This is a genomic window from Bradyrhizobium sp. AT1, from assembly GCF_001590795.1.
Lineage (GTDB): Bacteria > Pseudomonadota > Alphaproteobacteria > Rhizobiales > Xanthobacteraceae > Bradyrhizobium.
This window is the reverse complement of record NZ_JXDL01000001.1, coordinates 1,874,532-1,899,446: the sequence shown is the minus strand read 5'-3', so window position 1 is coordinate 1,899,446 and position 24,915 is coordinate 1,874,532. Positions and strand designations below refer to the sequence as shown.

Here is a 24,915-nt window from a genome sequence, read left to right as displayed (position 1 = left end):
GCCATGATCCGGCGTTGACGCCGCATGGCAAAGAAAGCACGCGCTCCCTGGAAACGTTCGAATCCCCGCAAGCGGGCCGGCAAGGCCTCCAAGCATCTGAGCCCGGCGCAAAAATCGGCGGCGAAAGCGCGCGCCCGCCGCGCCGGCCGCCGCTATCCCAACCTCGTGGACAACATGCGCATGGCAGCGAAGAAGAAGTCCTCCAAGAAGAAGACGACCAAGAAGATCTCCAAGAAAGCTTCGAAGTCGAAATCCTCGAAAGCAAAGTCGAGGACGTCAGCGAAGAAGACCCGCAAGCGCACCGCGAAGAAGGCCAAGTCTCCCAAGCACCGCGTATCCGCGCGCGAAAAGGATCCGCGCGGCGGCCTGACCGCAGCGGGCCGCAAGGCGTTCGCCCGCAAGCAGGGCGCCCATTTGCGGCCCGGCGTCACCAAGCCCGAGTCAGAGATGACGCCGCAGGAGATGCGGCGGAAAGGCAGCTGGGCCGTTCGCTTCTATGGCCGCGCGAAACTGCCGCCGCTGGTCGATGCGAAGGGGCAACCGACCCGGCACGCGCTGTCGGCCCATGCCTGGGGCGAGCCGGTTCCCAGGACGGCGGCGGCGGCACGGCGGATTGCGGCGAAGGGCGAGCGGCTGCTGGCGCGCTATCGGCGTGCCAAGGCGAGAGGCTAACGCATCGTCGCCAGCTCGACCGCGCGGCCGCGCGTGCCGATGATCTTCACCTCGTCCTTGCCGCAAGCGAAGCTGCGGGCGAAATCGTCCGCGGCCTTGCGCGCGAGCTCATTGGCGGTCGGGTTCGCAATCGCATCGACATAGGCGACGTGGCAGACCGGGCCCGGCGGCAGCCGGGTCACGACCAGCATGGCCTTGGTGTTCGGCCGCCCCTGCTTGTCGGGATCGCCGTTGTCGGCGATGTGCCAGCGCTGGATGATCGCGAATGGCTTTTCGCCCACGGAGCGCCACTCGATCGTGGTCTCCGATGAATTGAACGGGCCGAACCAGACCTTGGCGGCGGGTTCTTCGGCGGCAGCCTTGCGATTGCGGCCGACCGAGACGGTTTCGCGCAGATCGTCCTCGGCGATCAGCACCAAGAGGCCGTCCTTGCCCGGACAGCTGCGCGTCGTGCTGCCGTCGAGCTCGCTGGGCTTGCCGATGGGGCGGCAGTTCTTTGGCGCCGTCGAGGTGTAGGTGCTGCCCACGGATTGGGCGTCGGCGCCGTTCAGGCCGATGCAACTGATCAAGGCGGCGAGGCCAATGCGGGCGATAAGGTTCATCATGAGGGCTTTGACGGTACGGGAACTCCGTACCATCAGACGTCTTCATTGTGGGCAAGGTTCAAACAGGGGTGGGATAGGCCTGACAGCGGCGCGGAATCGTTCTAGAAGAGCGGCTTCGCCTGAGGCATCGTGCCTCGTTCGCGTCCTCTTTTCTCTTGATCATGCCAGCCATCGCTTCCAGCAAATCCTATCGCGTCGGCCGTTCCAAAACCGGGCTCGGCCTCTTCGCCACCAAGCCAATCAAGAAGGGCACAAGGATCATCCGCTATTTCGGACCGATCCTGGATTCGCGGATTCCAGCCCACGACGAGATCGAGAACAAATATCTGTTCGAGCTCAACGGCCGCTGGACCATCGACGGCTCGGTGCGCAAGAACCTGGCCCGCTACATCAACCATTCCTGCCGCCCTAACGCCGAGTCCGACGTTCGCCCGCGCGAGCGCAAGGTGTTCATCAAGGCGATCAAGAACATCGAGCCGGGCGACGAGATCAACTACGATTACGGCACCGATTATTTCAAAGCCTATCTGAAGCCGATCGGCTGCAAGTGCGAGTCCTGCGAGAAGAAGCGCAAGAAGCTGCGCGCCGAGGCGCGGGCGGAAGCCGCCAAGGTGAAGGCGCGCAAGGCGAAGAAGGCAGGCGCGAAGAGTTCGACGACCAAGGCCGTCAAGAAGAGGCTCAACGGCACTCACTTCGCCGGCAAGGCCGGCCGCGGCAAGGCATAGTGTATCGGCAGTAACGCGTGCCGCCCTTCCACCCTCCGGGCTCGCTCAGGGGCGCTGGGCGGCTGCTGTTAAGGTGGCGGCAGTTCATCTGGGTTAGCGCAGCGCTTCAGTAGTTTTGCCTTCAGCGGCCGTCTCATGGCCTCTAGCTCGTTCTTGAGGCGATCGATGTGGTAGTCGATCTCAACGTCGCCGGCGCATCGCGGCGTCACGTATGCAGTTAGAACGGCGCGAACCGCGACACCGCTCGCGTTGCTATCGAAATCGAAAGTCTTTGGCATATGCTGCCTCCTGAGTTTTGCCAGAGACAGCAAAGCAGTGTGGTTCCGGATTGAACAGTGGCGATTCGAGCGCCTAATCAGAGATCATTAGGGGGCTCACGCGAAAGTGCACTTCCTTCAGGTTGGCGCTCAATCTCGTGTGCAGAAGTTGCTGTGCGTTCCTTTGTAATAGGTCGTATGAAACCCCTTTCTGACAGAGTGTCCTCGCTCGTCGAGATAGAAATCAGGGTTGTGCGCAGCTGCGCCTGAACCTCGAAAGACACCATGGTTGCAGAAGCACGGCGCGCCGTGCGGCGTGTACCGTGAGCAAGGCGCCATCCCGGCAGTATATTGAACCGGAGCAATCAATGAGGCGTCGGGGCGTTCGCTGACGAAATTGCCTGAGGGGTGAAGCAGACCCGCTAGAGCAACGAGAATGAGAGCGTTCACCGCTAAAGTCCTTCTGGTTGAAAATCTTAGCTAAGCGCAATTTTCGAGCGATCGCAAACCTTGCCAAGAGCAGGTTGGCCACTTTCCCTCAGGACTCCGCAGCGTAGGTTCGATCACCGGCCACAACCGGCCCACTTCGAAATGTTCGCTTAGGTTCGCTAGTGAGAGCGGGACCAAACTCTCCAACTCGCTCCGTCAGGCGTAGTGGTTCGCTTCCCTTCAACAGATCGAGGAGATAATGGGTACGGTGGATAACCCTGCCCAGTTCCGGCTGGTCCGTCTTACCATCGCTCTGTCAACCTCAAGGAGCGATTCGAAATGGACCTAGATTGTAATGCCTACTTGGTCGGCCGCGGCTATATGCCTCTACGCAGCGCAATCAGGCGCATCAAACGACGATCTCCCGGCGAGTTTCCTTGCTTCCCAATTTTCTGCGAGGGCGACCCGGATAGCTTTACCTTGGCGGAAATAGACGCGATGGACGATCCGGCAGAGGAGTAGGGCACGTCCCTCAAAGGCGATGTGGCTGCCGCCCATGACGACGGCGGATGCGAATAGCTTCCAGGGGCGTGCGGCAATGCTTCTCAAGGAGAGGCGTCGGGCAAAACACCCAAAACCCGTCAACCCCTTTCGCCAAAAATATATCGCTTTTCCGAAATTCGGATTTGTGGCATACGTTTTCCATCCCGGCCCTGCCAGAGGGGCGCTTCGCGATCGTCACGAAATGCGGGCCGGGGTGCGGTGGACGCGGTAGCGCCGGCGCGGTTGCGTGGGGACAGGGGCGGGCGACCGCTGAGTCCCGGCATAACGCGCATACGACACGGCGCGGTCACAGCGGTTTGGTCGATGGTCTGGGGTGCGCACACTAAGCCCCGGGCGCTGAGGTCAGGCCGTCCGCGGACGGAGAAGTCGTGTGGTCCCGACGCCCGCGGTTCTGGCGTCAAGCCTCGCGGTGATGCAGCGGCCAACCGGCACGCGCATCGAACAGCGGCGAGGTGACGGGGGCAATAGTGCAACGCTCCCCGAGGAGAGCGCGAAGGACACCGTTAAAACCATCCGCGCAGGGAAGGCCGGGCGACCGGCATCACCTGTAGTCCTCCCCGTGTGCATTTCCTTGTACACGGACTCGGGTGCCGCCGGCGCCCGGCCTTCCCTGCGCCCTTTGGTAAGATAGAGGGCGCCCAACGACAGCAAGCCTCGGGCACAATCTGCCGCGAGATTGCCAAGGCGTGTCTGCCATGAATCTCCCCGTTGAAAGAGCAATTTGGTGCCGCATATTCCGCTCGTCATGACAATTGTGGAAACGGGTGTGCAAAAAACACGGTCTCGTGCCCCGGACGCAGCGCAGCGCTTCTTCAGCGGTGCGCTGCTGAGCCGGGGCCCATGTATCCGCGAGCGATCCGTGTGGCATGGGTCCCGGCTCTGCGCAGCAGCGCAAGAGCGCTGCAGCGCGTCCGGGACACGAGAGGGTCACGCGACCGCAACGGTGCTGCTACGCCGCAACCCCACATATTGCAGCTCGGCAAACACGCCGGTGGCGATGGCCTGCGCGACGACCATGAGCTCGCCGGCGATATTCGGCGACACCGCGCCGGAGAACAGCAGCGCGATGCTGCCGATCGTCCAGGCCGCATTGCCTACCACGACCAGCAGCACCAGCGGCTTCGCCACCGAGGCGCGCGAGGCCAGCCAGCCGACCAGCGCGGCATAGGCGATCAGGAACAGGCCGGTCTCGCGCAGCAATGCTTCCGGCAGATTGAACAGAGCCGCGAACGCGCTCGCGCCGAAGGTGAAGCCGAGCGCGGCGACGCCGCTGAAGATTGCGTCGGCGAGCAGGGCGCGGCGGAGGAAGGTGGATGCGTCGATCATCGGTAGTCTCCTTGGCTGGGCTGGGGTGAAATTCACTGCCGTCCGCGCCACCAGGCGCGGAGCAGGCGGGCGAGGCGGAACGGGCAGAGGCTCCTGCCGACGCCATGCTCGAAGGCGATGACCTGCGCGACCACGTAGTCACCGGTCGAATGCACCAGCGGCTCGGGCATGTTGAGGCTGCGCGCCAGCAGGCGGGTGGCGAGCGTCATGGCCCACGGAAGAACGTGGTCGGCGACGGTCCGGTACAGCAGCAGCGCGATCATGGTCATCTCCTGTTGCGACCGAAGATGCGCTGGTCCGAGAGCCAATTCGATTACCTCCCTGGTAATGGAAGGGCCGAAATCTGCGTGATAGGTTTCCGATCATGAACGCACATGCATCCACGGCACGGTCCGAACGCAGCCAGCCGGTCCATATCGGCGACCATTTGCGCGAATGGCGGCAGCGCCGCCGCATGAGCCAGCTCGATCTCGCCGGCGAAGCCGAGATTTCGGCGCGGCATCTCAGCTTCGTCGAGACCGGCCGCGCCGCGCCGTCGCGCGACATGGTGCTCAGGCTCGCCGAGCGTCTCGACGTGCCCTTGCGCGAGCGCAACGTGCTGCTGGTTGCTGCCGGCTACGCGCCGGCCTTCCAGCAGCGTCCGCTGGAGGATCCCGCCTTGAAATCAGCCCGCCAGGCGATCGACCTCGTCCTCAAGGCGCATGAGCCCAATCCCGCGCTCGCGGTCGACCGGCACTGGAACCTGGTCTCCGCCAATCGCATGGTGGCGCCGCTGCTTGAGGGCATTCCGGCGCACCTGCTCGGCCAGCCGTTGAACGTGCTGCGGCTCGCCTTCGATCCCGAGGCGCTGGCGCCGCGCACGGTCAATCTCGCCGAATGGTGCGGGCACCTGTTGGAACGCCTGCACCGGCAGTGCGAGGCGACCGCAGACCCCGGGCTGATCAAGCTCTACAACGATCTGAAGAGCTACCCCATGCCGGCGCGTGCGGCGCCGCTGTCGAGCGACAGTGTCGCGATTCCCTTCAAACTGCGCCATGATGGGGAGATACTTAGTTTCTTCTCCACCACCATGGTGTTCGGCACGCCGGTCGACATCACCCTGTCGGAGCTGGCGCTGGAGACGTTCTTCCCGGCGGACGAGCGCACCGCCGAGCGGCTCAGGCAGATGGCAGCAGCCATGACTTAGCGGCCCCCTTGGCGCTCTTGCCTCGGAGCAGGTTCGGCTTATCTTCCGACGAACCCGTATTGCCCGAAGGAGGCGCCTGACATGAGCACGCTGAAACCGCTCCAGATCGACGTCGTCTCCGACGTGGTGTGCCCGTGGTGCTATATCGGCAAGCACCGCATCGAGAGCGCGCTGGCGCTGGTGCCGGATGTCCCGGTCAAGCTCAATTTCCGCCCCTTCTTCCTCAATCCCTGGGTGCCGCGCGAGGGCATCAGCCGGGAGGCCTATCTCACCCAGAAGTTCGGCTCGGTCGAAGCCTATAAGGGCATTGCTGGACGCGTCGTCGCGGCCGCGAGCGAGGAGGGCCTCGTCTACAAGCCCGAGTTGGTGGCGCGCCAGCCCAACACGACCGACTGCCATCGTCTGATCCTCTGGGCGGAGGCGATCGGCAAGGCGCCCGAGATGAAGCAGCGCCTGATGGAGCTGTATTTCCGCGACGGCGGCGATCTCACCGACGTGAATGTGCTGGTGCAGGCGGCCGCCGAGATCGGCCTCGATGCCGAGGACGTCCGCAAGCGCCTCGCCACCGACGAGGACGTCGCGCGCGTGTCAGGGGATGCGCAGGAAGCCGCCGAGAAAGGCATCTCCGGCGTGCCGACCTACGTGTTCGCGCAGAAATACGCCGTCTCCGGCGCGCAGGATCCGAACCTGCTCGCCCGCGCCATCCGCCAGGTCTCGGCGGAGATCAACGCAGAGGCGGCGGAGTAAGTTCGCTTATTTGCGCAGCCGGCGAACCACGCGTCGCGCGGTCTCGTGCGCGGCGTTGAGGCCGATGAGCGCGCCGTGAATCAGCGTCACGACCGGATCGTGCCGCCGCAGCGGGATCAGCACGTCTCCGATTGCAAACCGCCCGCGCCAGATCGGGTTGATCATAGGGTGGTCGGCGCCCGCGGTGGAATCCGCGCTGGCGATCGCGGGGTCGGCGCAGAGATGGCGGGTGAGGTCGAGCGTGAGCTGCACGCCCGGCGAATATTTTGCAAAGCGCTCGTCGATGCCGAGCTTGAAGAAGAAGGCGCGATCCTGGTGGCGCAGCACGATGCCGGCGGCAATCGGCGTCGTGCCGGCGGAAAGCGTGATGATCTCGCATTGCGCGGTCTCCGCCAGCGCCGGAACAGCGCGGCGGATGAAGGCCGCATCGCCCGCATGCTGAACCAGCGCGGTGCCCCGCTTGCCTTTCCAGCCGCTGGCTTCGAGCTGCAGGAAGGTTTCGAGCGCGGGCCCGATCTCGTCCGGCCGGCGTGCGACATCGAACGTCACAGGGCCGTGCTCTTCGAGGCGATGGCGCAGGCGGCGCAGCTCCTTGAGCTTCTTGGCGCCGAGCGCGTCGCGCAGCAGTGTCTCGGCATCCTGCGTGGCATCGAGGCTGGCGCGCATGTAGGAGGACAGCACGCGCGGCTTCAGGCCGTCACGGCTCAGGACCTGCCTGACTGCATTCATCGCGGCACCGTCGAGCGCGATGTCATTCAGCACCAGCGCATGCGCGCCGGCCGCGCGCGCCTGCTGCAACAGGGACGCGGCCGCCTCGATCGGGGCGTCGCGGTCGAGCAGCGGACTGCACAGCGTGCCGTAGGGATGCGCGCTCACCAGCGCGGGCAGGGGAATCTTGAGGGCATGCCACAGCGAGATCACGGGCATCAGCCCGATCAGCCGGGTCGAAGAACCGTCGAATGCGGGCAGCGCCGAAGCGTTGGTGCGGCCGCGCGCGGTGGCGCTGACGGCGAGCTCCCAGGCGGGCAGGTAATATCCGTTCGGCTCGACCGCGCGCTGCGCGAGTGCGCGCCATTGGCCGGGGTCGACTGCCGTGAGCGGCACGCACGCCGTCGTGGCATCCGCCGCCGATGCCGGATGGATCGCTGCCTGCTGCGCGATGTCGACCACGTCCCTCGTCCCCGTTCACGCGGGCCGAGCCCGCGTTATGTGGGCATGCTAGCGCATAGGATGGAAAATGCCGTTCGGGCGCCGCGGCAATTTGCGTGAAATTGTTAACGTTGCGTTGAAGATAGCGAATTCTGCGCGGCCGGCCGGTCGGCCGGAGCCGCCAGTTCCGTCTTCACATTCACAGAGACTTCCATGCCGAGATCATCCTCGGGCGCCCCCCAATAGGAACCGCAGAGCGGAATGGCCTGCTCAGGCGTCCGGGCGACGCCGACCCGGATCAGGTCGCGATTGCCGACGATGCCGTTGGTCGGATCGAACTCCACCCAGCCCGAGCCGGGCACGTAGATCGAGCACCAGGCGTGGGTCGAGCCCCCGCCGAGCCGCACCGGCCCGTCGCGATCGGCAACGTAGACATAGCCGGTGATGAAGCGGGCGGCGAAGCCGAGCGCGCGTGCTGCCTCCATCATCAGTAGCGCGAAATCGCGGCATGTCCCCTGCTGCAGCTCGAGCGTCTCAGCAGGCGTCTGTGTTCCCCGCATCGTCCGGCGCTGGTAGGAGAAGCTCTCGGCAATGGCCTCGTTGAGCGTCATCAACAATTGGCCCGTGGGCCGCCGGCTCTCCGGAGGCACGAATTTCGCCAGCCACTCCTCCACCTCGCCGTCGTCGGGATGATGGCGACGCATATAGGGTTCGAGATCCGGCAGCTCGCTGTCGGCATAGGCGAACGGATGCTCGCGGGCATAGTCCTCGATGCGGAAGTCCGGCGTGTTCTCCGGCGTATGATCGAGCTCGATGGTGGTGTCGAACTCGAGCTGGTCGCTCACGGTGTCGAAATCGACCAGCGTGAGGCAATTGCCCGAGACGTCGTGAATCCAGCGGACTTCGGCGGGGGCGGGCCGGATCACGAGCCGGCAGTCCAGCAGGCGCTGGTCATAGCTGTCGCGCGGCCGAAACAGCAGCTGGTGCTGCCCGAGCTTCACCGGCTGACGGTAGCGGTAGAGCGTTCTGTGGTGGACGGCGTAGGTTGTCATGTGCTCGCTTCTGGCCCGCGGCCATATGACCCTGCTTTCGTCCCCGGTCCAAGCGGGATTCGAGGGGGCCGGCAGAGGAAGGGGGACAACAGGCGCAATTGCCCTTCATTTCAGCAGCACTGCAGCCGAAGACGCGGAACGAACGCGCCCGGGCAGGTGTTTGCTGCCAAGGTCAACGACGACTCCGAGGAGACGATCTTGAAGATTCGCGCCGGCTACGACATTGCCTTCAACTGCCTTCAAGACGTCCCGATGATCCTGATGCTGAGCGTGCATCCGTCCCGGCAGGGCGATCTCTCGTCCCCGCACGCCATCCGGACCACGCCCGATGTTGCCACCAGGGATTATCTCGATGCCTTTGGCAACGTCTGCACCCGCCTGGTCGCCCCAAGCGGCCTGATCGAGATCCGCAACGACTTCGTGATCGAAGATTCCGGCATTCCCGAGCCGACGGCACCGTTCGCAGCTCAGGTTCAGCTACAGGACCTGCCCGACGACGCGCTGGTTTACTTGCTCGGCAGCCGTTATTGCGACACCCAAAAACTGGCGGATATGGCCTGGTCGACCTTCGGCTCGATAGAAGGCGGCGGACAGCGCGTGCAGGCGATTTGCAACTATGTCCACGACCGCATCCAGTTCGGCTATCAGTTCGCACGCGGTGACCGCACGGCGTCCGAAGGTCATGCCGAGCGCATCGGCGTATGCCGGGACTTCGCCCATTTGGCCGTGACGTTGTGCCGTTGCATGAATATTCCGGCGCGCTATTGCACCGGGTATCTCGGCGATATCGGAGTGCCCCCCGATCCGGCGCCGATGGATTTCAGCGCCTGGTTCGAGGCCTATATCGGTGGTCGCTGGTACACGTTCGACGCGCGCCACAACCATCCGCGCCTCGGCCGGATCGTCATTGCCCGTGGCCGCGACGCCGCCGACGTCGCGATCTCGACTGCATTTGGCCAGGCGCAGCTCGTTCGCTTCAACGTCGTGACGGAAGAGATCGCCGACGACAGTTCCGTCCAGCTCGCGCCTGATGTTGTCATGGCCCCGCGCGCGCAGTCGAGGCTGCAACGTGCGATGGCGTGAGGCGATTGTTCCCGAGCATCCGCCTCACTCCTTCGGTACGAAATGATCGCGCGCATCGGCGCGTTCTCCGCTGCCGATATCGGTGATCTCAACTCCGATATCGATCGCGGACCTAGGCACGCGGTCGGCCGAAACCTGCACCGACATTCGCACCTCGCGGGTCTGATCCTGTCCAACTTGAACGATCGGGTTGCCGTCGGGGCCCGGCTCGACACCGGCGACGCGAACCGTGGCGCCCGGCAGGCCTGACACCTTGAGCGCAAACGATCGCTGAGCGCCCTTGTTCAGAATGCGCACGGTGTAATCGTTGCGCACGCCGCCATCCGAGAGCTGGACGAACAGGGGATTGCGCTCGTGCAGCACGTTGACGTCCATCGTCGCGCGCGTAGCGAGCGTGTAGATCATGATGGTGCCGACGATGGCGATTGCCGCGGCATAGATCAACGTGCGGGGCCGGACGATGCGGTAGATCGGCGGCTTGCCCTCGCGCCGGCGCAGCATGTTGATGTCGGTGTCGTAGCCGATCAGGCCCTTGGGCCGGCCGATCTCCTGCATGACGTTGTCGCAGGCGTCGATGCACAGGCCGCACTGGATGCAGCCGAGCTGGATGCCGTGACGGATGTCGACGCCCGTCGGGCAGACATTGATGCACTGATGGCAATCGACGCAGTCGCCGGCGGGGTCGCCGTGCGCGCGGGCCGCATCCGCCTTTTTCACCGACATGCGCGGCTCGCCGCGGTCGCGGCGATAGGTGACGTTGAGCGCCCATTCGTCGGTGAGGGCTGCCTGGATGCGCGGCCACGGGCACATGTAGATGCACATCTGCTCGCGGGCGTGGCCGGCGAAGACGTAGGTCGTCGCGGTCAGGATACCGATCCAGAGATAGGCGATGAACGGGGCCTGGAAGGTTGCGAGCTCCTTCACCAGCGTCGGCGCGTCGTCGAAATACAGCACCCACGCGCCACCGGTCCACCAGGCGATCATGATCCAGAGGAAATGCTTCAGCGCGACCTTGCGGATGTGACCGAACGTCCAGTAGCGCTTGTCGCCCTGCATGCGCTCGCGGCGGTCGCCCTCGACCCAACGCTCGACGGCGTAGAACAGGTCGGTCCACACCGTCTGCGGGCACAAATAGCCGCACCACAGCCGGCCCGCGACCGCGTTCATCAGAAATAGCATCATCGCCGCGAGGATGAGCAGGCCGGTGAAATAATAGACCTCCTGCGGCCACAGCTCGATGAAGAAGAAATAGAAGCGGCGATGCGGCAGGTCGATCAGCACGGCCTGGTCGGGCAGGCCGGGGCCGCGATTCCAGCGCACGAACGGCAGGAGATAATAAACCCCCAGCGTGACGCAGAGGATCGCCCATTTGATGCGGCGGAACGGCCCGTGGACCGACTGCGGATAGACCTTCCTACGCTTCTCGTAGAGCGGTCCCTCAATGAAGGTGTCGTCGGTCATGGCAAATTCCCCCGCATCACTGGCTGCATTGGCGCGTTCAGGAGAACGCGCAGCCGCTGCTCAGGCCGAGCTTCCTGAACACGATCGCTGCCGGGCAGAAGCCCGTGAACGAGGCCTGCAACATGTTCAGCCCGGCGAACGCCGTCAGCAGGTACCAATACGCATTGACATAGGTGCCCAGTGCGAGACCGAGCAGGACGACGAACCCCGCAAAGGCGAGGACGGCTTTATCGACATTCATGGCAGGCTCCTTCTTAGGTACGGGTCAGGTTGGTTTCGGTCCAGGCGACGATGCTGCGCGCATCCATCGCGCCGGATTGGCGGGCAATCTCGCGGCCGCCGCGCATCAAGAGCAGCGTCGGAATGCCGCTGATGTTCAGTCGCGACGACAAGGCGGGTGCGTTGTCCGAATTCAGCTTCAACAGACGCACGCCGGGCTCGAGCTGTTGTGCCGCCCGCTCGAACATCGGAGCCATGGCACGGCAAGGTCCGCACCATGGTGCCCAGACGTCGATCAGCACGGGAATGTCGCTGCTGGCGACATGGCGGTCGAAGCCGTTCTCGTCCACCTCGATCGGATGGCCGGTGAACATCGGCTGATGACAGGCGCCGCAGCGCGCACCTTCCGGTGCGCGCTCAGCGGGCAGGCGGTTGATGCGCCCGCAATGTCCGCAGACGATCTGGCGTGGCGTGCTCATGCGTCTATTCGGACCTCCTTGATCTTGGCGATGTTCAGCCTGTCGAGCAGGAAGCGCTCATAGAACGGCTCGCTCTCACCGCGCCGCATCTTGCGCAGGAAGTATTTCTCGAAGGCGACCTTGGCGAGGTGCACCCATTCGCCCTTGGAAGACCAATTGACGTTGCGCGGCGGAATCTGCGGCTGCGCGAGGAAGGCGACGCCGGAATCGCCGAAATCGGCGAGGCAGATCGCGTTCCAGGTCGGCTGCGCCGTCGGCGCCTTGCCGCGGAGCAGGGCGCCGATGTTCATCGCGGTCGCCGTCACCATGGATTCGATCATGAAGCCGGTCTTGGGGACGCCGACCGGCACCGGTGTCGCGCCAACGGGGGCGATCGCGACGCAGACGCCGACCGCAAAGACGTTGGGGAAGGCAGGGTTCTGCTGATGCTTGTCGACGACGACGAAGCCGCGCGGGTTGGTCAGCTTCTCGATGCCGCGCACCGCCTCGACGCCGCGAAAGGCGGGCAGCATCATCGAATAGACGAATGGTAGCTCATGCGCCTTGCGGGACGTGCCGTTGTCGGAAAGCTCCTCGACCGTCATCAAGCCGGGGTCGATCTTGTCGACGCGGGCGTTGGTGATCCATTTGATGTGCTTCTCCCGCATCTCGCTTTCGAGGAGGCCCTTGGTATCCCCGACGCCGTCGAGACCGAGATGGCCGATATAGGGCTCCGAGGTGACGAAGGTCATCGGCACCCGGTCGCGCAGCTTGCGTCGGCGCAGCTCCGTTTCCAGGATGAAGAGGAATTCGTAGGCCGGCCCGAAGCAGGAGGCGCCCTGAACGGCGCCGATCACGACCGGACCGGGGTTCGCCGCGAGCTTCTCGAACGCGTCACGGGCATGCGCAGCGTGATCGACGTGACAGATCGACTGGGTATGACCTTGCGGCCCGAGGCCGGGGATTTCGTCGAAAGCAAGTTCGGGACCGGTCGCGACGACCAGATAATCATAGTCGATCGACGTGCCGTCGCCGATCTCGACACGGTTCTCCTCGGGGTGGACGCGCTTTGCCCCCTGCGTCAGCAGCCGCACGCCCTTGCGTTTCATGACATCAGCGAGATCGATCTCGATCTCCTCGCGCTTGCGCCAGCCGACGGCTACCCACGGATTCGAGGGCACGAAATGATAGACCGCGCCTTGCGAGACGACGCTGAGGCGGTCCTCCTTTCGCAACTGGGGCAGCAATTCATAGGCCATCAGCGTTCCGCTCAGACCGGCTCCGATTACAACAACTTCCGCCATGGGTACCTCCGTTGGACCAGGCCGCCCCGCCGGTTCAGTTCCGGCTGTCGTGCAGCGCTTGACTATATATTCGTAATTTCGTATATACGCAAGTATGAAAATAGATAGCGAAGTCATGGAGCGGGCGGCGGATCAGGCGAGTGAGCTGCTGAAGGCGCTCTCGAACCGTCACCGTCTGCTCATCATCTGCCAGTTGATCGACGGCGAGCGGTCGGTCGGCGAGTTGGCCGAGTTCCTCAGCCTGCGCGACTCCACGGTCTCCCAGCATCTTGCGCTCCTTCGCAAGGATGGCCTGGTCGCATCCAGGCGCGATGCGCAGACGATCTTCTATTCGATCGCCAGCGAGCCGGCGCGAGAAATCCTGAAGACGCTCTACCAGGTGTTTTGCGCGCCGAAGTCCGCAAGGACGAAGTGAAGCCTAGGCAATGGCGGGCGGGCGCGCTTTGCGCGAGATCAACACGCCTTTGCCCGATGCCGATGAAATGAGAGGGCGCCGCGGCGCGGTGCGTGGTGCGTGATGAAGTCAATGACGACACGGATGTGTTCCATGCAATATCTGGCGCGCCTGGGGATTGTGGCCGCGTGGGCGGCGATCGGAGTACCGGCGGGGTCCGCTGCCGCCGCGGCAACCCTGACCGTTGCGCAGCAGACGGTCAGCGACGAGAAGGCCGTCTTCGCCACCGTCGAGAGCATCAGCGTGGTCCCCGCACGCAGCCGCATCGGCGGCACCGTCGTCCAGCTCAAGGTGCGGGAAGGGGATCGCGTTACCGCAGGCCAGGTCATCGCGGCGATCGGCGACGAGAAGCTCGTCCTGCAAATGAAATCGCTCGACGCGCAGATCGAGGCGCTGCAGGCCCAGGCCAAGCAGGCGCAACTCGACTTCACTCGGACCGAAGGGCTGGTCGAGCGCGGCATCCTGCCACGCATCAAGCTCGACGAGCAGCGCACGGCACTCAATGTCGCCGACAACGGCTTGCGCGCCAAGACCGCGGAGCGCGCCGTCATCAACGAGCAGCTCAACCAGGGCCAGGTGCTCGCGCCGGCGGACGGGCGTGTGCTGAAGCGGCTCATCACCGTGGGGTCCGTCGTGCTCGCGGGCGACCCGATCGTCACGGTCGCCGAGCAGAATTTCAAGCTGCGGCTGCGCGTGCCGGAGCGCCACGCGCGCTCCCTGAAGGCCGGCGACAAGGTGCGCGTCGACGGCGCGGAGCTGGGAGGCGAGGCCTCGAAATGGGGCGTGGTCGATCTCGTCTATCCCCAGATCGAGGAGGGGCGCGTCATCGCGGACGCGACTGTCGCGGGGCTCGGGGAGTATTTCGTCGGCGATCGCTTGCGGGTCTGGATTGCCGGCGGCACCCGGCCGGCCTTCGTCATTCCCTCCGGCTATGTGACGACACGGTTCGGCATCGACTATGTCCAGCTCCGGAAAGGAGACACGACGATCGACGTGCCGGTGCAGCGCGGCCGCGACATGCCGACGCCTTCGCTGCCCGATGGGCTCGAGATCCTGTCGGGCATCCGCCCTGGTGACCAATTGGTGCAGCCGTGAATCTCGGTCTGTCAGGGCGGCTGACCCGCTCGACCATCGCATCGCCGCTGACGCCGCTGTTCCTGATCGGGGCGCTCGTCGTGGGGTTGATCGCGGTCGTCGTGATCCCGCGCGAGGAGGAGCCGCAGATCAGCGTTCCCATGGTCGACATCCGGGTCAATGCCGACGGCCTGCGCGCGCCGGACGCGGTGGAGCTGGTGAGCAAGCCGCTGGAATCGATCGTCAAGGGCATCGACGGCGTCGAGCACGTCTATAGCCAGACCGAGGACGACCGCGTGATGGTCACCGCGCGCTTCCTGGTCGGCACCAAGTTCGAGGACGCTATCCTGCGGGTGCACGAGAAGATCCGCGCCAATCTCGACCGCATTCCCGTCGGCATCCCCGAGCCGCTGATCGTCGGCCGCGGCATCAACGACGTCGCGGTCACGGTGCTCACGCTGTCGCCGAAGCCTGAGGCCGCCAGCCGCTGGACCGACAAGGACATCTACGAGCTCGCCGACAAGGTTCGCGCGGAGCTGATGAAGGTCGATGATATCGGCCTCACTTACATCTCCGGCGGCGCGGCGCAACAGATCCGGGTCGAGCCCGATCCGGAGAAGCTGTCGCTGTTCGGTGTCACGCTGCAGCAGCTCGTGGCCAAGGTGAAGGATGCCAATCGCTCGTTCCTGGCCGGGCAGGTCCGCGATGCCGGCATCGTTCGGAGCGTCGCGGCGGGGCAGACGCTGTCAGGCATTCCCGATATCGGGTTGTTGCTGATCACGAGCCGCGACGGCCGGCCGGTCTACGTCAAGGACGTCGCCTCTGTCGTGATCGGTCCGAGCACCGTCGAGCATCGGGTCTGGACGGATTCGCGCAACCCTGAGGGGCAGTGGGCGCGGACGCCGGCCGTGAGCCTGGCGCTCGCCAAGCGCGCCGGCGCCAACGCGGTCGTGGTGTCCGAGAATATCGCCAAGCGCCTCGACGGCTTGAAGTCGCGCCTCATTCCTGAAGATATCCAGGTGACGGTGACGCGCGACTATGGCGAGACCGCCAACGAGAAGGCCAACGAGCTGCTGTTCCACCTCGGCCTCGCGACGGTCTCGATCGTCGTCCTGATCGCGATCGCGATCGGCTGGCGCGAAGCGCTGGTGACCTTCGTCGTGATTCCCACGACGATCCTGCTCACGATGTTCGCGGCCAATTTGATGGGCTACACCATCAACCGCGTCAGCCTGTTCGCGCTGATCTTCTCCATCGGCATTCTCGTCGACGACGCCATCGTCGTCGTCGAGAACATTGCGCGGCACTGGGGCATGCGCGACGGCCGGCCGCGCCTGCAGGCGACCATCGAGGCGGTGGCGGAGGTCGGCAATCCCACCATCGTCGCAACGCTGACCGTGGTCGCCGCGCTGCTGCCGATGCTGTTCGTGTCGGGCCTGATGGGCCCCTATATGGCGCCGATCCCGGCCAACGCGTCGGCGGCCATGCTGTTCTCGTTCTTCGTCGCGATGGTGGTCGCGCCCTGGCTGATGCTCAAGCTCGCCCCAAAGGGCGAAATTGCCTCCGCGCATGCCGCACACGACGAGGGCAGGCTCGGCCGTCTCTACCGCCGCTTCGCCACGCCGATCGTGCGGAGCAAGCGCTCGGCCTGGATCTTCCTGCTCGGCGTCGGCATCGCAACGCTGCTGTCGATGACGCTGTTTGCGACCAAGTCGGTGACCGTCAAGCTGCTGCCGTTCGACAACAAGTCCGAGATCGCCGTTGTCGTCGACCTGCCGGAAGGCGCGAGCCTGGAGGCGACCGAGCGCACGCTGTTCGGCGCGGCCGAGATCGCGCGGCAATTGCCGGAGGTCACCTCGCTGCAATCCTATGCCGGCACGCCGGCGCCCTTCAATTTCAACGGCCTGGTGCGGCACTATTACCTGCGAGAGAGGCCTGAGCTCGGCGAAGTGCAGGTGAACCTGACCGCGCGCGGCGAGCGCAAGCGCGCGAGCCACGAGATCGCGCTCGAGCTGCGCGAAAAGCTGAAGGCGCTCGATTCGCCGGCCGGCACCAGCATCAAGGTGGTCGAGGTGCCGCCCGGGCCGCCGGTGCTCTCGACGCTGCTCGCTGAGGTCTACGGTCCCGATGCGGCCACGCGCCGTGCGGTCACCGCCGAGCTCAAGAAGGTCTTCGCGGAAGTGCCGTTCATCGTCGACATCGACGATTCCATCGGCGCCAAGCGGCCACGGTTGCGGCTCTCGATCGATCAGGACCGGCTGGAGTTCTTCGGCGTCGAGCAGCGCGACGTCTACGACACCATCCAGGCGTTGTTCGGGGGCATCTCGATCGGCTACTCGCATCGCGGCGAGGACCGCAGCCCGATCGAGATCGCGGTGCGTCTTGGCAAGCGCGATCTGGTCTGGGACGAGGCGCTGGCCTCGACGCCGGTGCCGGCCAACACTTTGCCCGGCAGCAAGACCGTGGTCGAGCTCGGTCAGGTCGTGAAGGCCACCATGGAGGAGGGCTCGCCGACGATCTTCCGCCGCGACGGCCGCTTCGCCGACATGGTGATGGCCGAGCTCGCCGGGCGCTTCGAGGCGCCGCTCTACGGTATGCTCGCGGTCGCCGATCGCGTGGATGCCCATGACTGGGGCAAGCTGCCGAAGCCGGCGATCAGCCTGCACGGCCAGCCCTCGGACGAGTCGCGGCCCACGCTGCTGTGGGACGGCGAATGGGAGATCACCTGGGTGACCTTCCGCGACATGGGTGCCGCCTTTGGTGCGGCCATCCTCGGCATCTACGTGCTGGTCGTCGCCCAGTTCAGGAGCTTTCGCCTGCCGCTGGTCATCCTGACGCCGATCCCGCTGACGCTGATCGGCATCCTGATCGGGCACTGGCTGCTGGGGGCGCCGTTCACCGCCACCTCGATGATCGGCTTCATCGCGCTGGCCGGCATCATCGTGCGCAACTCGATCCTGCTCGTCGATTTCATCCGGCACAGCGGTGGGGACGGCAAGTCGCTGCGCGAGGTGGTGTTGGAGGCTGGCGCAGTCCGCTTCAAGCCGATCCTGCTCACGGCGCTTGCGGCCATGATCGGTGCGGCGACGATCCTGCTCGATCCGATCTTTCAGGGGCTGGCGATCTCGCTCCTGTTCGGGCTTGCCTCCTCGACGTTGCTCACCGTGCTGGTGATCCCCGCGATCTACATCGCCTTGCGCGCGCCGCGCGAGGCGGCTTCGGCCTCAGCCAAATCCACCTCATGAGGATCCCATGGACAAGAACTACGTCGACATCACCAGGAACATCTCCGCCAACCTGAAGAAGCTGCGGAGCGACATTCCCGATACCATGAAGGGATTTTCCGCGCTCGCCCAGGCCGCGACGCGCGACGGCGCGCTGGACAAGAAGACCAAGGAGCTGATGGCGCTGGCGCTCGGCGTTGCCGCGCATTGCGACGGCTGCATCGGTTTTCACGCCGAGGCGCTGGTCAAGCTCGGTGCGACCCGCGAAGAGATCGAGGAGACGCTCGGCATGGCCGTCTACATGGGCGGCGGACCCTCGCTGATGTACGCGGCCGATGCGATCGCAGCGTACGAGCAGTTCCAGCAGCAATCGCCGGCCGAATGATGGTCGCTTGACAGGTCATGCGAACGGGACCGGGCGAGTTGCCTCGTCCGGCCCCGATCCTCAAGCCTTGATGCTTACCAGCGGTCGCCGACGCCCACACCGACGCTGACGCCCGGTGCGCGAATGCCGACGCCCGCGCGCGGGCCGTCATCCCAATCGCGATGATAGGTGCGACGCTCATAATAGCGTTCGCGCGGCATGTAATTGTAGGAATCGCGCACGATCACGCGCGCACCGCCGCGCGTACGATAGCAGCGGCCGGCGTCGTCGCAGACCAGGCGCACCTGCTGAACCAGATCCGGATTGGTGTACTCGCTGCTCGTATAGATATCCGACGCTCTCGCGCCAGAAGCCGCTGCCAACGCACCCACGCCGGCCAGCAGCGCAATTGCAAACGTCTTCATCATCATGTCCTCCTCCGAAACTGCCCTCGGCGGTAACAAGAAGGGGAGGCGGTGATCGTTCCGGCCCGGTTGCTTAATTTTCCCGGAACCGGCGCTTCTCATGCGGCTTGGTCTTCAGTTTCATGCCGGAAAGACGAGGCACGTCGTCGTGCCATGGGCGAGTAATCGGCCGCTCGCATCCGTCACGCGTCCCTCGGCCGTTCCAATGCGACGGCCGCAATTCAGGACCTTGCCTTCGGCCGTGATCCGGCCGATCTCCGGCGTGATGGGCCGCAGCAGCGAGATCTTGAACTCGAGCGTGGTCTGGCCGATCCCCTTGTCGAGCGTCGACTGGACCGCCAGCCCCATGCAGCTGTCGAGCAAGGTGGCAGTGACGCCGCCATGCACCGTGCCTGCCGGGTTGAGATGAACGCCGGTCGGCACCAGCGCGACCACGACGCGGCCGTTCTCCGCCTCCACGACATCATAGCCGAGGGTCTGCGCGAGCGTGTTGAGAGGCAGGGTCCCGGCGACCAGGCCCTGGACGAATTCGAGCCCGCTCATGGCTTGTTGTCGTCCGGCGTCGACTGTCCCGTAGGTCCTGACGTTCATCGTGATGTCCTCCTGCTCGCACCGTTTCGAACCTTCGCCGTCATCTTCGTGCGGAACGCCGAAGGCGGGCGGCCGTAAAGCTGTGTGAACGCCGTCCTCATGCGTCGTGTGCTTGAAAAGCCGCTGCGTTCTGCAACGGCATCGATCGCAAGTCCGGTGGAGTCCAGCAGGCGCTTGGCGCGCTGCACGCGCAGCGACAACGCCACTTGCAGCGGTGAAGCTTCGAGATGCCGGGCGAAGAGGCGCGTCAGATGGCGTGTTCCGACGCCCAATCGCGCGGCCAGGCGATCCACGCCGCCGCGATCGAGCTCGCCGTCCTCGATGAGAGACAGCGCGCGTTCGACGGTCGTTCGGGTGCCTTTCCAGGCCGGACAGAATGGAGCCGTCTCGGGGCGGCACCGCAGACAAGGCCGAAAGCCTGCATGCTCGGCCGCGGCTGCGCTGCGATAGAATTTGACGTTGCGCGCGAGCGGCGTTTTCGCCGGACAAACGGGACGGCAATAGATCCCCGTCGTCTTGACCGCGACGAAGATGACGCCATCCATCGCAGCGTCGCGGCGGCGGAAGGCTTCGTAGCGTGCGGCGAAGTCGGACATGGCGTGGCTATAGCGGCGGCGATTTCGCGGTGCCAGCGCGATTCGATGACCGAGTCTGAAAACGACCGACGCAACGTTTCGCGAAGACGACTAAATCGGCTCGTAAGTCTCGGTGCCGCAGATATCGTCGGCTTCCGCGCGCCGGCGGTCGACGACCTTTCCGCCTGATATCGTCACGATGTAGGTCTGGGCACCGAGCGAAGTGCCGGTCGCGGAGGTGAGCTGCGCGCGGACGCAGGAGGTCCAGCCCGGGCCGCGCACCTCACGGTGGGGCGGGGCGACGTGCACCTCGCGCGGATAGGAGGTGGTCAGGAAGACGACATCGATCTGCTCGCGGACCAGGCGCTTGACGTCGGGAGGCGCTTCCGGCGGCGGCTGCTCGGCCTCCTTGATGCGCATGAACTCAGGCACCGGCGCGCGGCTGTCGGCAATGCCGCAGGCACCGAGCGCGAGCGCGCCGGCGAGCAGCGCCGCATGAGCAATAATCCGCAACATCCGTGAAGGTCCCCTGCGGGCCAACAGATAGACACGAATGCGATCCGGCGAAGTCCCTGCCGATCAAGTTTTGCTGAAGCCTCGACCTGAGCCTTGGGACCGCGGCATTGCTATTCCGCGATTGCCGGCTAGTTTGTATCCCAGACGAAGGGGATTGCACCAATGAGGATTTTGGTCATAGCGGCCGCTGTACTGGCACTGACGGCTGCCTCGGCGCAGGCGCAGAGCCGGCGGCAACCCCCTGACCCGGCCAAGGCGGACAACAAGCCCCAGGTCGACGAGAAGGCCTACAAGGCCGCGCTCGAGCGCATTCCCGAACCCAAGGACAAGTACGACCCGTGGGGCGGAGCCCGCCCGAGCGAACCCGCCAAGAAGCCGAAATAGCGTAGGCCGGCTCTGGTGCTTCAACGCGGACGCGCGATCCCGGCAGGGGCGCGCGGAGGCAGCGCTACGATCCGAGAGGCGCGATCACTCAGCATCCTGCCGATCGTTGAGTCTGAGGCCGCGTCACTTGCGGGCGACGACGAGGCGCCCGCGACCGCCGCCCGTGCAAGACTGCGCTGGCGTCGCCGCCGTCGCATCACGCAATCATCATCGTGTTGTGGATGCGATGCGAACGTTGGTTCACATCGCGCGAGTTATTGCACGAAGGCGAGGCCGACGCGCTTGTCACTGCGCCAAACTGTGCGACAATTCCGCACGAGATCGTCGCACGCGATCGAGAGCGTGAACGATTGCGGCAACGTAAGGGGAGCGTCGAGGTCGATCGCCGCGCCGCCCGCCGACATGTTTCGCACGGTGCAAGGGATGCCGCTGTTTTCGAAGGTGATCGTTCCACCCTTGAAAACACGGTGCCGCTGTGCTGCGCGCTTCTCGATCATCGACGTCGATCCAACATGATGATTGTGAAGTAGTGCATAGAAATTACGTTGAACTAAACTCAATACTGGCGCTACTTGCACTGCGCTTCAGACTTCGTTTACGACGTTTGAGCGGCCAGTCACTTCCTGCCGACCTTGCCAACAAGCCTTTCTTTTATGGCGTTTCGCGCCGATGGAGATTCCGATGAAGACCACGCTTTCGCTTCTGTTCGCCGCAGCGCTCTCGCTGTCGTCGATGCCCGCTCACGCCGTGAAGTGGGACCTGTCGACCATGAGCTGCAAGCAGTTCCTCGAGAGCGGCGAAGACAACATCCAGGTCGTGCTGACCTGGATGGACGGCTGGTACAAGGGCGACGAGGACAACGCGATCATCGACACCGACGTGTTCATCGAGAACGCCAAGAAGTTCGGGGCCTATTGCGGAAAGAATCCGACCGCCAGCATCGTCACCGCGGCCGACGAAGTGCTCGGCAAGTAATTGGGGGCGCGCGGTCCAAGCGCGACCGCAATCGCGCCTGGTCCTTTGCCTCGACACGAGCCTGATGGAGAGCCGCGGTGCGCCTTTGCGCTCACGCGGCTCTCTTCTTTTGGGCCGATGCTCAGCCCGGAAGCATCGCGAATGCGCTCGACACCATCGCCACCGGCTTGTTGTCGCCGGCCGAGAGCAGCGTGACGCGGCCAAAGCTCATGGTGCGTCCGAGCCGCACCACGCGCGCGTCCGCCAGCACGTCCATCGCGGAGGCCGCGCGCATGAAATGCGTGGTCTGGTCGACCGTGGTCATGGGGCGATAGCCGCGATTGGCGGCCAGGATCGCGATCACCATCGCGGTGTCGGCGAGCGCCATCAGGGCCTGGCCGCAGACCACGCCGCCGTTCCGGCACAGCCGCTCCGAAAACGGCATGCGCAGGAGCGCGCCCGGCTGCCAGTCCGGCGCATCCGCCGGCTGCGTGTGCTCGATGCGCTCGACCGCGAGGTTGAGATCCTGGACCCAGGGCGCAAAGACCTCACCGAGGATGCGTCTGGCGTCGGTCAGGCCGAATTCGGCGTCTGGCTGCGTTGGCATTGCTGTCGCACTCTCCCGTATTGCCTGTTGTTTCACCCCATTGTGTGCGCATGGGCGCGGCAAAGTCACCCGCTCTCGCGCCGGTCCCGTCGGCTTGAAAATGCCTGACTTGGGCCGATATGATGCCTCGCTTGGGTAGGGGTGGACGATGCTGCGCCGGTGTGTCCTTGTCTTGAGTATGGTCGCGCTCGGCCTCGCGCTGAGCGGGTGCACCAAATGCGGGCCGATCTGGGACGATTGGCTGCACGGGCCCAAATCGTGCCGATCGGATCGGCTCTAGCGGGCCCAACGGCCCGGCGGCGACAAGGATGACGAGGCGCGGGCGATCCGTGCCTCATGAATGATCAAGGAGTGGACGATGAAGCTTTTCCGTTTGGCCGCGGTGCTGGCCGTGGTGGCGGGACCTGCCTATGCGCAAATGCCTCAGCTCAATTTGCTGCAGGATGCCCCGAGCAAGACCCCCGAGGAGAAGGCCGCGGAAGCCGAGCGCGACAAGGCCTACAAGGAAACGCTGAAGAAGATTCCGGACAACAAGGCGTCCAACGATCCCTGGGGCGGCATGCGCTCCGATCCGCCGAAACAGCCGGCGCCGAAGGCATCGGCCGCAACCAGCGCGCCGAAGAAGTCCAAGAGCGGCACGGCCGCCAACTGACGCGGCCCGGTTCGAGCGGCGATGTGCCGTTCGGACAGGACTCCTCTTCGTCCGGCCCACGCCCTACATTGGCTCCAAGCGTAGCGCGTAGAGGAGGGAGGACATGGCCGATCGTCCACGGGATCTTGCCGAACGGATGGCGCGCCGGCGCAAGCCGGCCGGCAAGCCCGGCCAAACGGTCGGCGACGGCTATCTGCGCGAGACCTTCACGCTGCCGCGTGCGGCGGCGCGGGAGCGGGCGCAGGCCTTCTTCACCCGCTACCCCAAGGCCGGCTATATGAGCGCGGTCGAGACTTGGCGCGAGCTGCCCGGCGGCGACATCGAATTCACCATGCGGCGGCTGCCGAGCGCGGACTGACGCGGGCTTGATCCCGAAGGCCCTGCTAGACTAGTCGAGGGTTTCGGCGACGATGCGGATCCGGAACACGGGCTCCTTGGCCTCGTCGAGCAGCTCCATGTGCCATTCGGAATTTTCCTGGAGCTTGCGGGCAATGCCGGCGGTCATGTCGGCGCAGACATTGGTCATCTCTTTCCAGGCCGAATCGCGATCGGCGAATTCCGTCGCCTGGTCGGCGCAGCCGGAGTACCGGCCATTCCGGATGCGAAAGAAATAGAGCGGCATGGCTGGCACCGAATCGCGCACGTAAAGGCCTCGTCCCCAAGGCCATGAGCGCGCGATAGTCCAATCCCAAACCCGCGCCAGATCAATTCCGGGCGGCTACGGATGAGGCCGCCCGCTGAGCTCCGCAGGCCCTCGTCCGGCCGATCGCTTCAGCTCCCGATCGATTCGCAGCTGCACGCGCCGGATCGCCAGCAGGTCGATTCTGGTCTCGGTCTTGCCGGACTTGACCTCGTCGCCGATCCGGAACTGCCACTGCCAGATGCCGGGGATGGCAGTCTTCGCGACGGTGAACTCGACGCCCCTGTGATTCATGGCGACCTCCACGATTCACTTCCATGATTGCTAACATGTTGTTCGTCATAATATTCCGCAGACAAGCAAAATCTGGCTGACCCCGTGGTTCTCCGACCAAGAACAGAGTTCCTGGCCGGCTCCGGGCAGAGGCGGCACGTGGCTTGCTTGCTTGAGGGCGGTAAGCAACATGGGCCCGTCATGCTCGGCATTCCCCGCCGCTACAGTCACTTCGTCTTCGGAATCATCCAGTCCGGACTGACTTCGCTGATCGCGGCGGGGATCGCCAGCTTCCCCGCGGGCAGCGCCATGATCTTCATTGAGCACTGGATGGTGTCGTGGCTGATCGCCTGGGCCGCGATGCTGCCGATCGTGCTGTTGGCCGCGCCCACGATCCGCGCCTTCGCGCTGCGCCTGACCCAGGAGGAGAGCGAGCCGCGCGTCAGCAGTCAGGCATGAAAAAGCCCCGCCTGGGGAGAGCCAAGCGGGGCAGAGAGTTATTGGAGGCTGAGGTGCTGGGCTGCAACACCATAGCCGCCTCATCCTAGCCGGCTCCGCTTACGACAGCCTGACAGGCGGCCGAATTCCGGAGCGCTCCCGAGGGCCGCAGACTGGCCCCGCACCCGTCCCAATTTCGACATCCGTTCGCACAACTGCGGACACAGCCATCGGCAAGATTTCATCCCGTTCGGCGCAGCCATGGGGGAAACGTGGCACGCCGGCAATGGGGTGGCATCATGGATAACGTTGAGCGGTCATTCGCCGCCGCGACAGCGGCTGGCTTCGTCGTGCTGGTGATCGGCTTGGTGCTGCTGGCGCTGCTGTAGGCAGGCCGCAACTTTCAAAACCGCAAAACAACCCCATGCACAGTAGGCGGTATGAAAATTTGCTTGTGCTTTCAATCCACTTTGAGGTGTTTTAATACCGCTACGGCTCTGGAGGAGG

At 64.8% G+C, this 24,915-nt stretch carries 32 protein-coding genes; 14 read left to right on the top strand and 18 right to left on the bottom strand.

Going from position 1 to position 24,915, the window contains the following annotated elements; all coding sequences use genetic code 11:
* Positions 1–24 precede the first annotated feature (24 nt).
* The gene (locus SE92_RS35740) at positions 25–672 is read left to right on the top strand and encodes a DUF6321 domain-containing protein (protein WP_157095245.1); all 648 of its coding nucleotides are present in this window, start codon (positions 25–27) and stop codon (positions 670–672) included.
* Here the strand turns inward: SE92_RS35740 and SE92_RS09200 are convergent.
* On the bottom strand, positions 669–1,274 hold the full coding sequence (locus SE92_RS09200; protein WP_198172914.1) for a hypothetical protein: 606 nt from the start codon (positions 1,272–1,274) through the stop codon (positions 669–671). The genes SE92_RS35740 and SE92_RS09200 overlap by 4 nt on opposite strands.
* Positions 1,275–1,438: 164 nt before the next feature.
* Between SE92_RS09200 and SE92_RS09195 the strand changes: the two genes are divergently transcribed.
* Entirely contained in the window at positions 1,439–2,002 is a 564-nt protein-coding gene (locus tag SE92_RS09195; protein WP_063203418.1) for an SET domain-containing protein, read from the top strand.
* A 68-nt stretch (positions 2,003–2,070) separates the two neighbouring features.
* Here SE92_RS09195 and SE92_RS35735 read toward each other — a convergent pair whose 3' ends face one another.
* From SE92_RS35735 to SE92_RS09180, 3 genes are all read right to left on the bottom strand, one after another.
* Complete coding sequence (locus tag SE92_RS35735; protein WP_157095243.1) at positions 2,071–2,280, bottom strand: hypothetical protein; 210 nt, start codon at positions 2,278–2,280, stop codon at positions 2,071–2,073.
* 1,899 nt (positions 2,281–4,179) lie between these two features.
* A complete protein-coding gene (locus tag SE92_RS09185; protein WP_063195410.1) occupies positions 4,180–4,578 on the bottom strand; it encodes a hypothetical protein in 399 nt (132 codons plus the stop codon).
* Positions 4,579–4,610: 32 nt separating this feature from the next.
* The gene (locus SE92_RS09180) at positions 4,611–4,841 is read right to left on the bottom strand and encodes a hypothetical protein (RefSeq protein ID WP_198172590.1); all 231 of its coding nucleotides are present in this window, start codon (positions 4,839–4,841) and stop codon (positions 4,611–4,613) included.
* 101 nt (positions 4,842–4,942) lie between these two features.
* Here SE92_RS09180 and SE92_RS09175 point away from each other — a divergent pair, with 101 nt between their 5' ends.
* Complete coding sequence (locus tag SE92_RS09175) at positions 4,943–5,764, top strand: helix-turn-helix domain-containing protein (protein ID WP_063195408.1); 822 nt, start codon at positions 4,943–4,945, stop codon at positions 5,762–5,764.
* A gap of 81 nt (positions 5,765–5,845) precedes the next feature.
* Positions 5,846–6,511, top strand: a complete 666-nt coding sequence (locus tag SE92_RS09170; RefSeq protein ID WP_063195407.1) for a DsbA family oxidoreductase — start codon at positions 5,846–5,848, stop codon at positions 6,509–6,511.
* A gap of 6 nt (positions 6,512–6,517) precedes the next feature.
* On the opposite strand, the gene SE92_RS09165 is transcribed toward SE92_RS09170, so the two are convergent.
* Complete coding sequence (locus SE92_RS09165; RefSeq protein ID WP_063195406.1) at positions 6,518–7,681, bottom strand: GNAT family N-acetyltransferase; 1,164 nt, start codon at positions 7,679–7,681, stop codon at positions 6,518–6,520.
* Between the two features lie 104 nt (positions 7,682–7,785).
* Positions 7,786–8,712: a transglutaminase family protein gene (locus tag SE92_RS09160; RefSeq protein ID WP_063195405.1), complete on the bottom strand. Its 927-nt coding sequence runs from the start codon at positions 8,710–8,712 to the stop codon at positions 7,786–7,788.
* Positions 8,713–8,910: 198 nt separating this feature from the next.
* Here SE92_RS09160 and SE92_RS09155 point away from each other — a divergent pair, with 198 nt between their 5' ends.
* Positions 8,911–9,795, top strand: a complete 885-nt coding sequence (locus tag SE92_RS09155) for a transglutaminase-like domain-containing protein (RefSeq protein WP_063203417.1) — start codon at positions 8,911–8,913, stop codon at positions 9,793–9,795.
* A 24-nt stretch (positions 9,796–9,819) separates the two neighbouring features.
* On the opposite strand, the gene ccoG is transcribed toward SE92_RS09155, so the two are convergent.
* From ccoG to SE92_RS09135, 4 genes are read right to left on the bottom strand one after another with little or no spacing between them, the layout of a single operon-like run.
* Complete coding sequence (gene ccoG / locus SE92_RS09150) at positions 9,820–11,256, bottom strand: cytochrome c oxidase accessory protein CcoG (RefSeq protein ID WP_063195404.1); 1,437 nt, start codon at positions 11,254–11,256, stop codon at positions 9,820–9,822.
* Positions 11,257–11,293: 37 nt separating this feature from the next.
* Positions 11,294–11,497, bottom strand: coding sequence for a YgaP family membrane protein (locus SE92_RS09145; RefSeq protein WP_028181089.1), 204 nt, complete (start codon positions 11,495–11,497; stop codon positions 11,294–11,296).
* A gap of 13 nt (positions 11,498–11,510) precedes the next feature.
* Positions 11,511–11,954 carry a thioredoxin TrxC gene (gene trxC, locus SE92_RS09140; RefSeq protein ID WP_063195403.1) on the bottom strand — a complete coding sequence of 148 codons (444 nt, stop codon included), beginning with the start codon at positions 11,952–11,954 and terminating at the stop codon, positions 11,511–11,513.
* Positions 11,951–13,237, bottom strand: coding sequence for an NAD(P)/FAD-dependent oxidoreductase (locus tag SE92_RS09135; protein ID WP_063195402.1), 1,287 nt, complete (start codon positions 13,235–13,237; stop codon positions 11,951–11,953). Before SE92_RS09135 ends, trxC begins: the two co-directional genes overlap by 4 nt.
* Positions 13,238–13,352: 115 nt before the next feature.
* Between SE92_RS09135 and SE92_RS09130 the strand changes: the two genes are divergently transcribed.
* From SE92_RS09130 to SE92_RS09115, 4 genes are all read left to right on the top strand, one after another.
* Entirely contained in the window at positions 13,353–13,652 is a 300-nt protein-coding gene (locus SE92_RS09130) for an ArsR/SmtB family transcription factor (RefSeq protein ID WP_245324507.1), read from the top strand.
* Positions 13,653–13,784: 132 nt separating this feature from the next.
* Entirely contained in the window at positions 13,785–14,786 is a 1,002-nt protein-coding gene (locus SE92_RS09125) for an efflux RND transporter periplasmic adaptor subunit (protein WP_063195400.1), read from the top strand.
* Complete coding sequence (locus SE92_RS09120) at positions 14,783–18,010, top strand: efflux RND transporter permease subunit (RefSeq protein ID WP_063195399.1); 3,228 nt, start codon at positions 14,783–14,785, stop codon at positions 18,008–18,010. Before SE92_RS09125 ends, SE92_RS09120 begins: the two co-directional genes overlap by 4 nt.
* 7 nt (positions 18,011–18,017) lie before the next feature.
* The gene (locus tag SE92_RS09115) at positions 18,018–18,374 is read left to right on the top strand and encodes a carboxymuconolactone decarboxylase family protein (RefSeq protein ID WP_063195398.1); all 357 of its coding nucleotides are present in this window, start codon (positions 18,018–18,020) and stop codon (positions 18,372–18,374) included.
* A 74-nt stretch (positions 18,375–18,448) separates the two neighbouring features.
* Here the strand turns inward: SE92_RS09115 and SE92_RS09110 are convergent, their stop codons facing one another.
* The 4 genes from SE92_RS09110 to SE92_RS09095 all read right to left on the bottom strand — a co-directional run bounded on the left by SE92_RS09110 (position 18,449) and on the right by SE92_RS09095 (position 20,460).
* Complete coding sequence (locus SE92_RS09110; RefSeq protein ID WP_063203416.1) at positions 18,449–18,781, bottom strand: hypothetical protein; 333 nt, start codon at positions 18,779–18,781, stop codon at positions 18,449–18,451.
* Positions 18,782–18,898: 117 nt separating this feature from the next.
* Complete coding sequence (locus SE92_RS09105) at positions 18,899–19,369, bottom strand: PaaI family thioesterase (protein WP_063195397.1); 471 nt, start codon at positions 19,367–19,369, stop codon at positions 18,899–18,901.
* A complete protein-coding gene (locus tag SE92_RS09100; RefSeq protein ID WP_063195396.1) occupies positions 19,366–19,965 on the bottom strand; it encodes a bifunctional transcriptional activator/DNA repair enzyme AdaA in 600 nt (199 codons plus the stop codon). The genes SE92_RS09105 and SE92_RS09100 overlap by 4 nt, the downstream gene beginning before the upstream one ends.
* Before the next feature lie 90 nt (positions 19,966–20,055).
* Positions 20,056–20,460, bottom strand: coding sequence for a hypothetical protein (locus tag SE92_RS09095; RefSeq protein WP_063195395.1), 405 nt, complete (start codon positions 20,458–20,460; stop codon positions 20,056–20,058).
* Between the two features lie 162 nt (positions 20,461–20,622).
* On the opposite strand from SE92_RS09095, the gene SE92_RS09090 reads away from it, so the two are divergent.
* Entirely contained in the window at positions 20,623–20,844 is a 222-nt protein-coding gene (locus tag SE92_RS09090) for a hypothetical protein (protein WP_063195394.1), read from the top strand.
* Between the two features lie 254 nt (positions 20,845–21,098).
* On the opposite strand, the gene SE92_RS09085 is transcribed toward SE92_RS09090, so the two are convergent.
* Positions 21,099–21,341: a PilZ domain-containing protein gene (locus SE92_RS09085; protein WP_063195393.1), complete on the bottom strand. Its 243-nt coding sequence runs from the start codon at positions 21,339–21,341 to the stop codon at positions 21,099–21,101.
* Between the two features lie 184 nt (positions 21,342–21,525).
* Here SE92_RS09085 and SE92_RS09080 point away from each other — a divergent pair, with 184 nt between their 5' ends.
* Complete coding sequence (locus SE92_RS09080; RefSeq protein WP_063203415.1) at positions 21,526–21,819, top strand: HdeA family protein; 294 nt, start codon at positions 21,526–21,528, stop codon at positions 21,817–21,819.
* 121 nt (positions 21,820–21,940) lie between these two features.
* On the opposite strand, the gene SE92_RS09075 is transcribed toward SE92_RS09080, so the two are convergent.
* A complete protein-coding gene (locus SE92_RS09075) occupies positions 21,941–22,405 on the bottom strand; it encodes a PaaI family thioesterase (RefSeq protein ID WP_063195392.1) in 465 nt (154 codons plus the stop codon).
* 358 nt (positions 22,406–22,763) lie between these two features.
* On the opposite strand from SE92_RS09075, the gene SE92_RS09070 reads away from it, so the two are divergent.
* Both SE92_RS09070 and SE92_RS09065 read left to right on the top strand, forming a co-directional pair.
* Positions 22,764–23,057 (top strand): hypothetical protein, encoded by a 294-nt coding sequence (locus tag SE92_RS09070; protein WP_063203414.1) that lies wholly within the window; start codon positions 22,764–22,766, stop codon positions 23,055–23,057.
* Between the two features lie 103 nt (positions 23,058–23,160).
* On the top strand, positions 23,161–23,415 hold the full coding sequence (locus tag SE92_RS09065; RefSeq protein WP_063195391.1) for a hypothetical protein: 255 nt from the start codon (positions 23,161–23,163) through the stop codon (positions 23,413–23,415).
* A 30-nt stretch (positions 23,416–23,445) separates the two neighbouring features.
* On the opposite strand, the gene SE92_RS09060 is transcribed toward SE92_RS09065, so the two are convergent.
* A complete protein-coding gene (locus SE92_RS09060; RefSeq protein WP_018316629.1) occupies positions 23,446–23,679 on the bottom strand; it encodes a DUF6894 family protein in 234 nt (77 codons plus the stop codon).
* A 96-nt stretch (positions 23,680–23,775) separates the two neighbouring features.
* Positions 23,776–23,991 (bottom strand): hypothetical protein, encoded by a 216-nt coding sequence (locus SE92_RS09055; RefSeq protein ID WP_063195390.1) that lies wholly within the window; start codon positions 23,989–23,991, stop codon positions 23,776–23,778.
* Between the two features lie 180 nt (positions 23,992–24,171).
* Here SE92_RS09055 and SE92_RS09050 point away from each other — a divergent pair, with 180 nt between their 5' ends.
* The gene (locus SE92_RS09050) at positions 24,172–24,429 is read left to right on the top strand and encodes a DUF2798 domain-containing protein (protein ID WP_063195389.1); all 258 of its coding nucleotides are present in this window, start codon (positions 24,172–24,174) and stop codon (positions 24,427–24,429) included.
* Positions 24,430–24,915 lie beyond the last annotated feature (486 nt).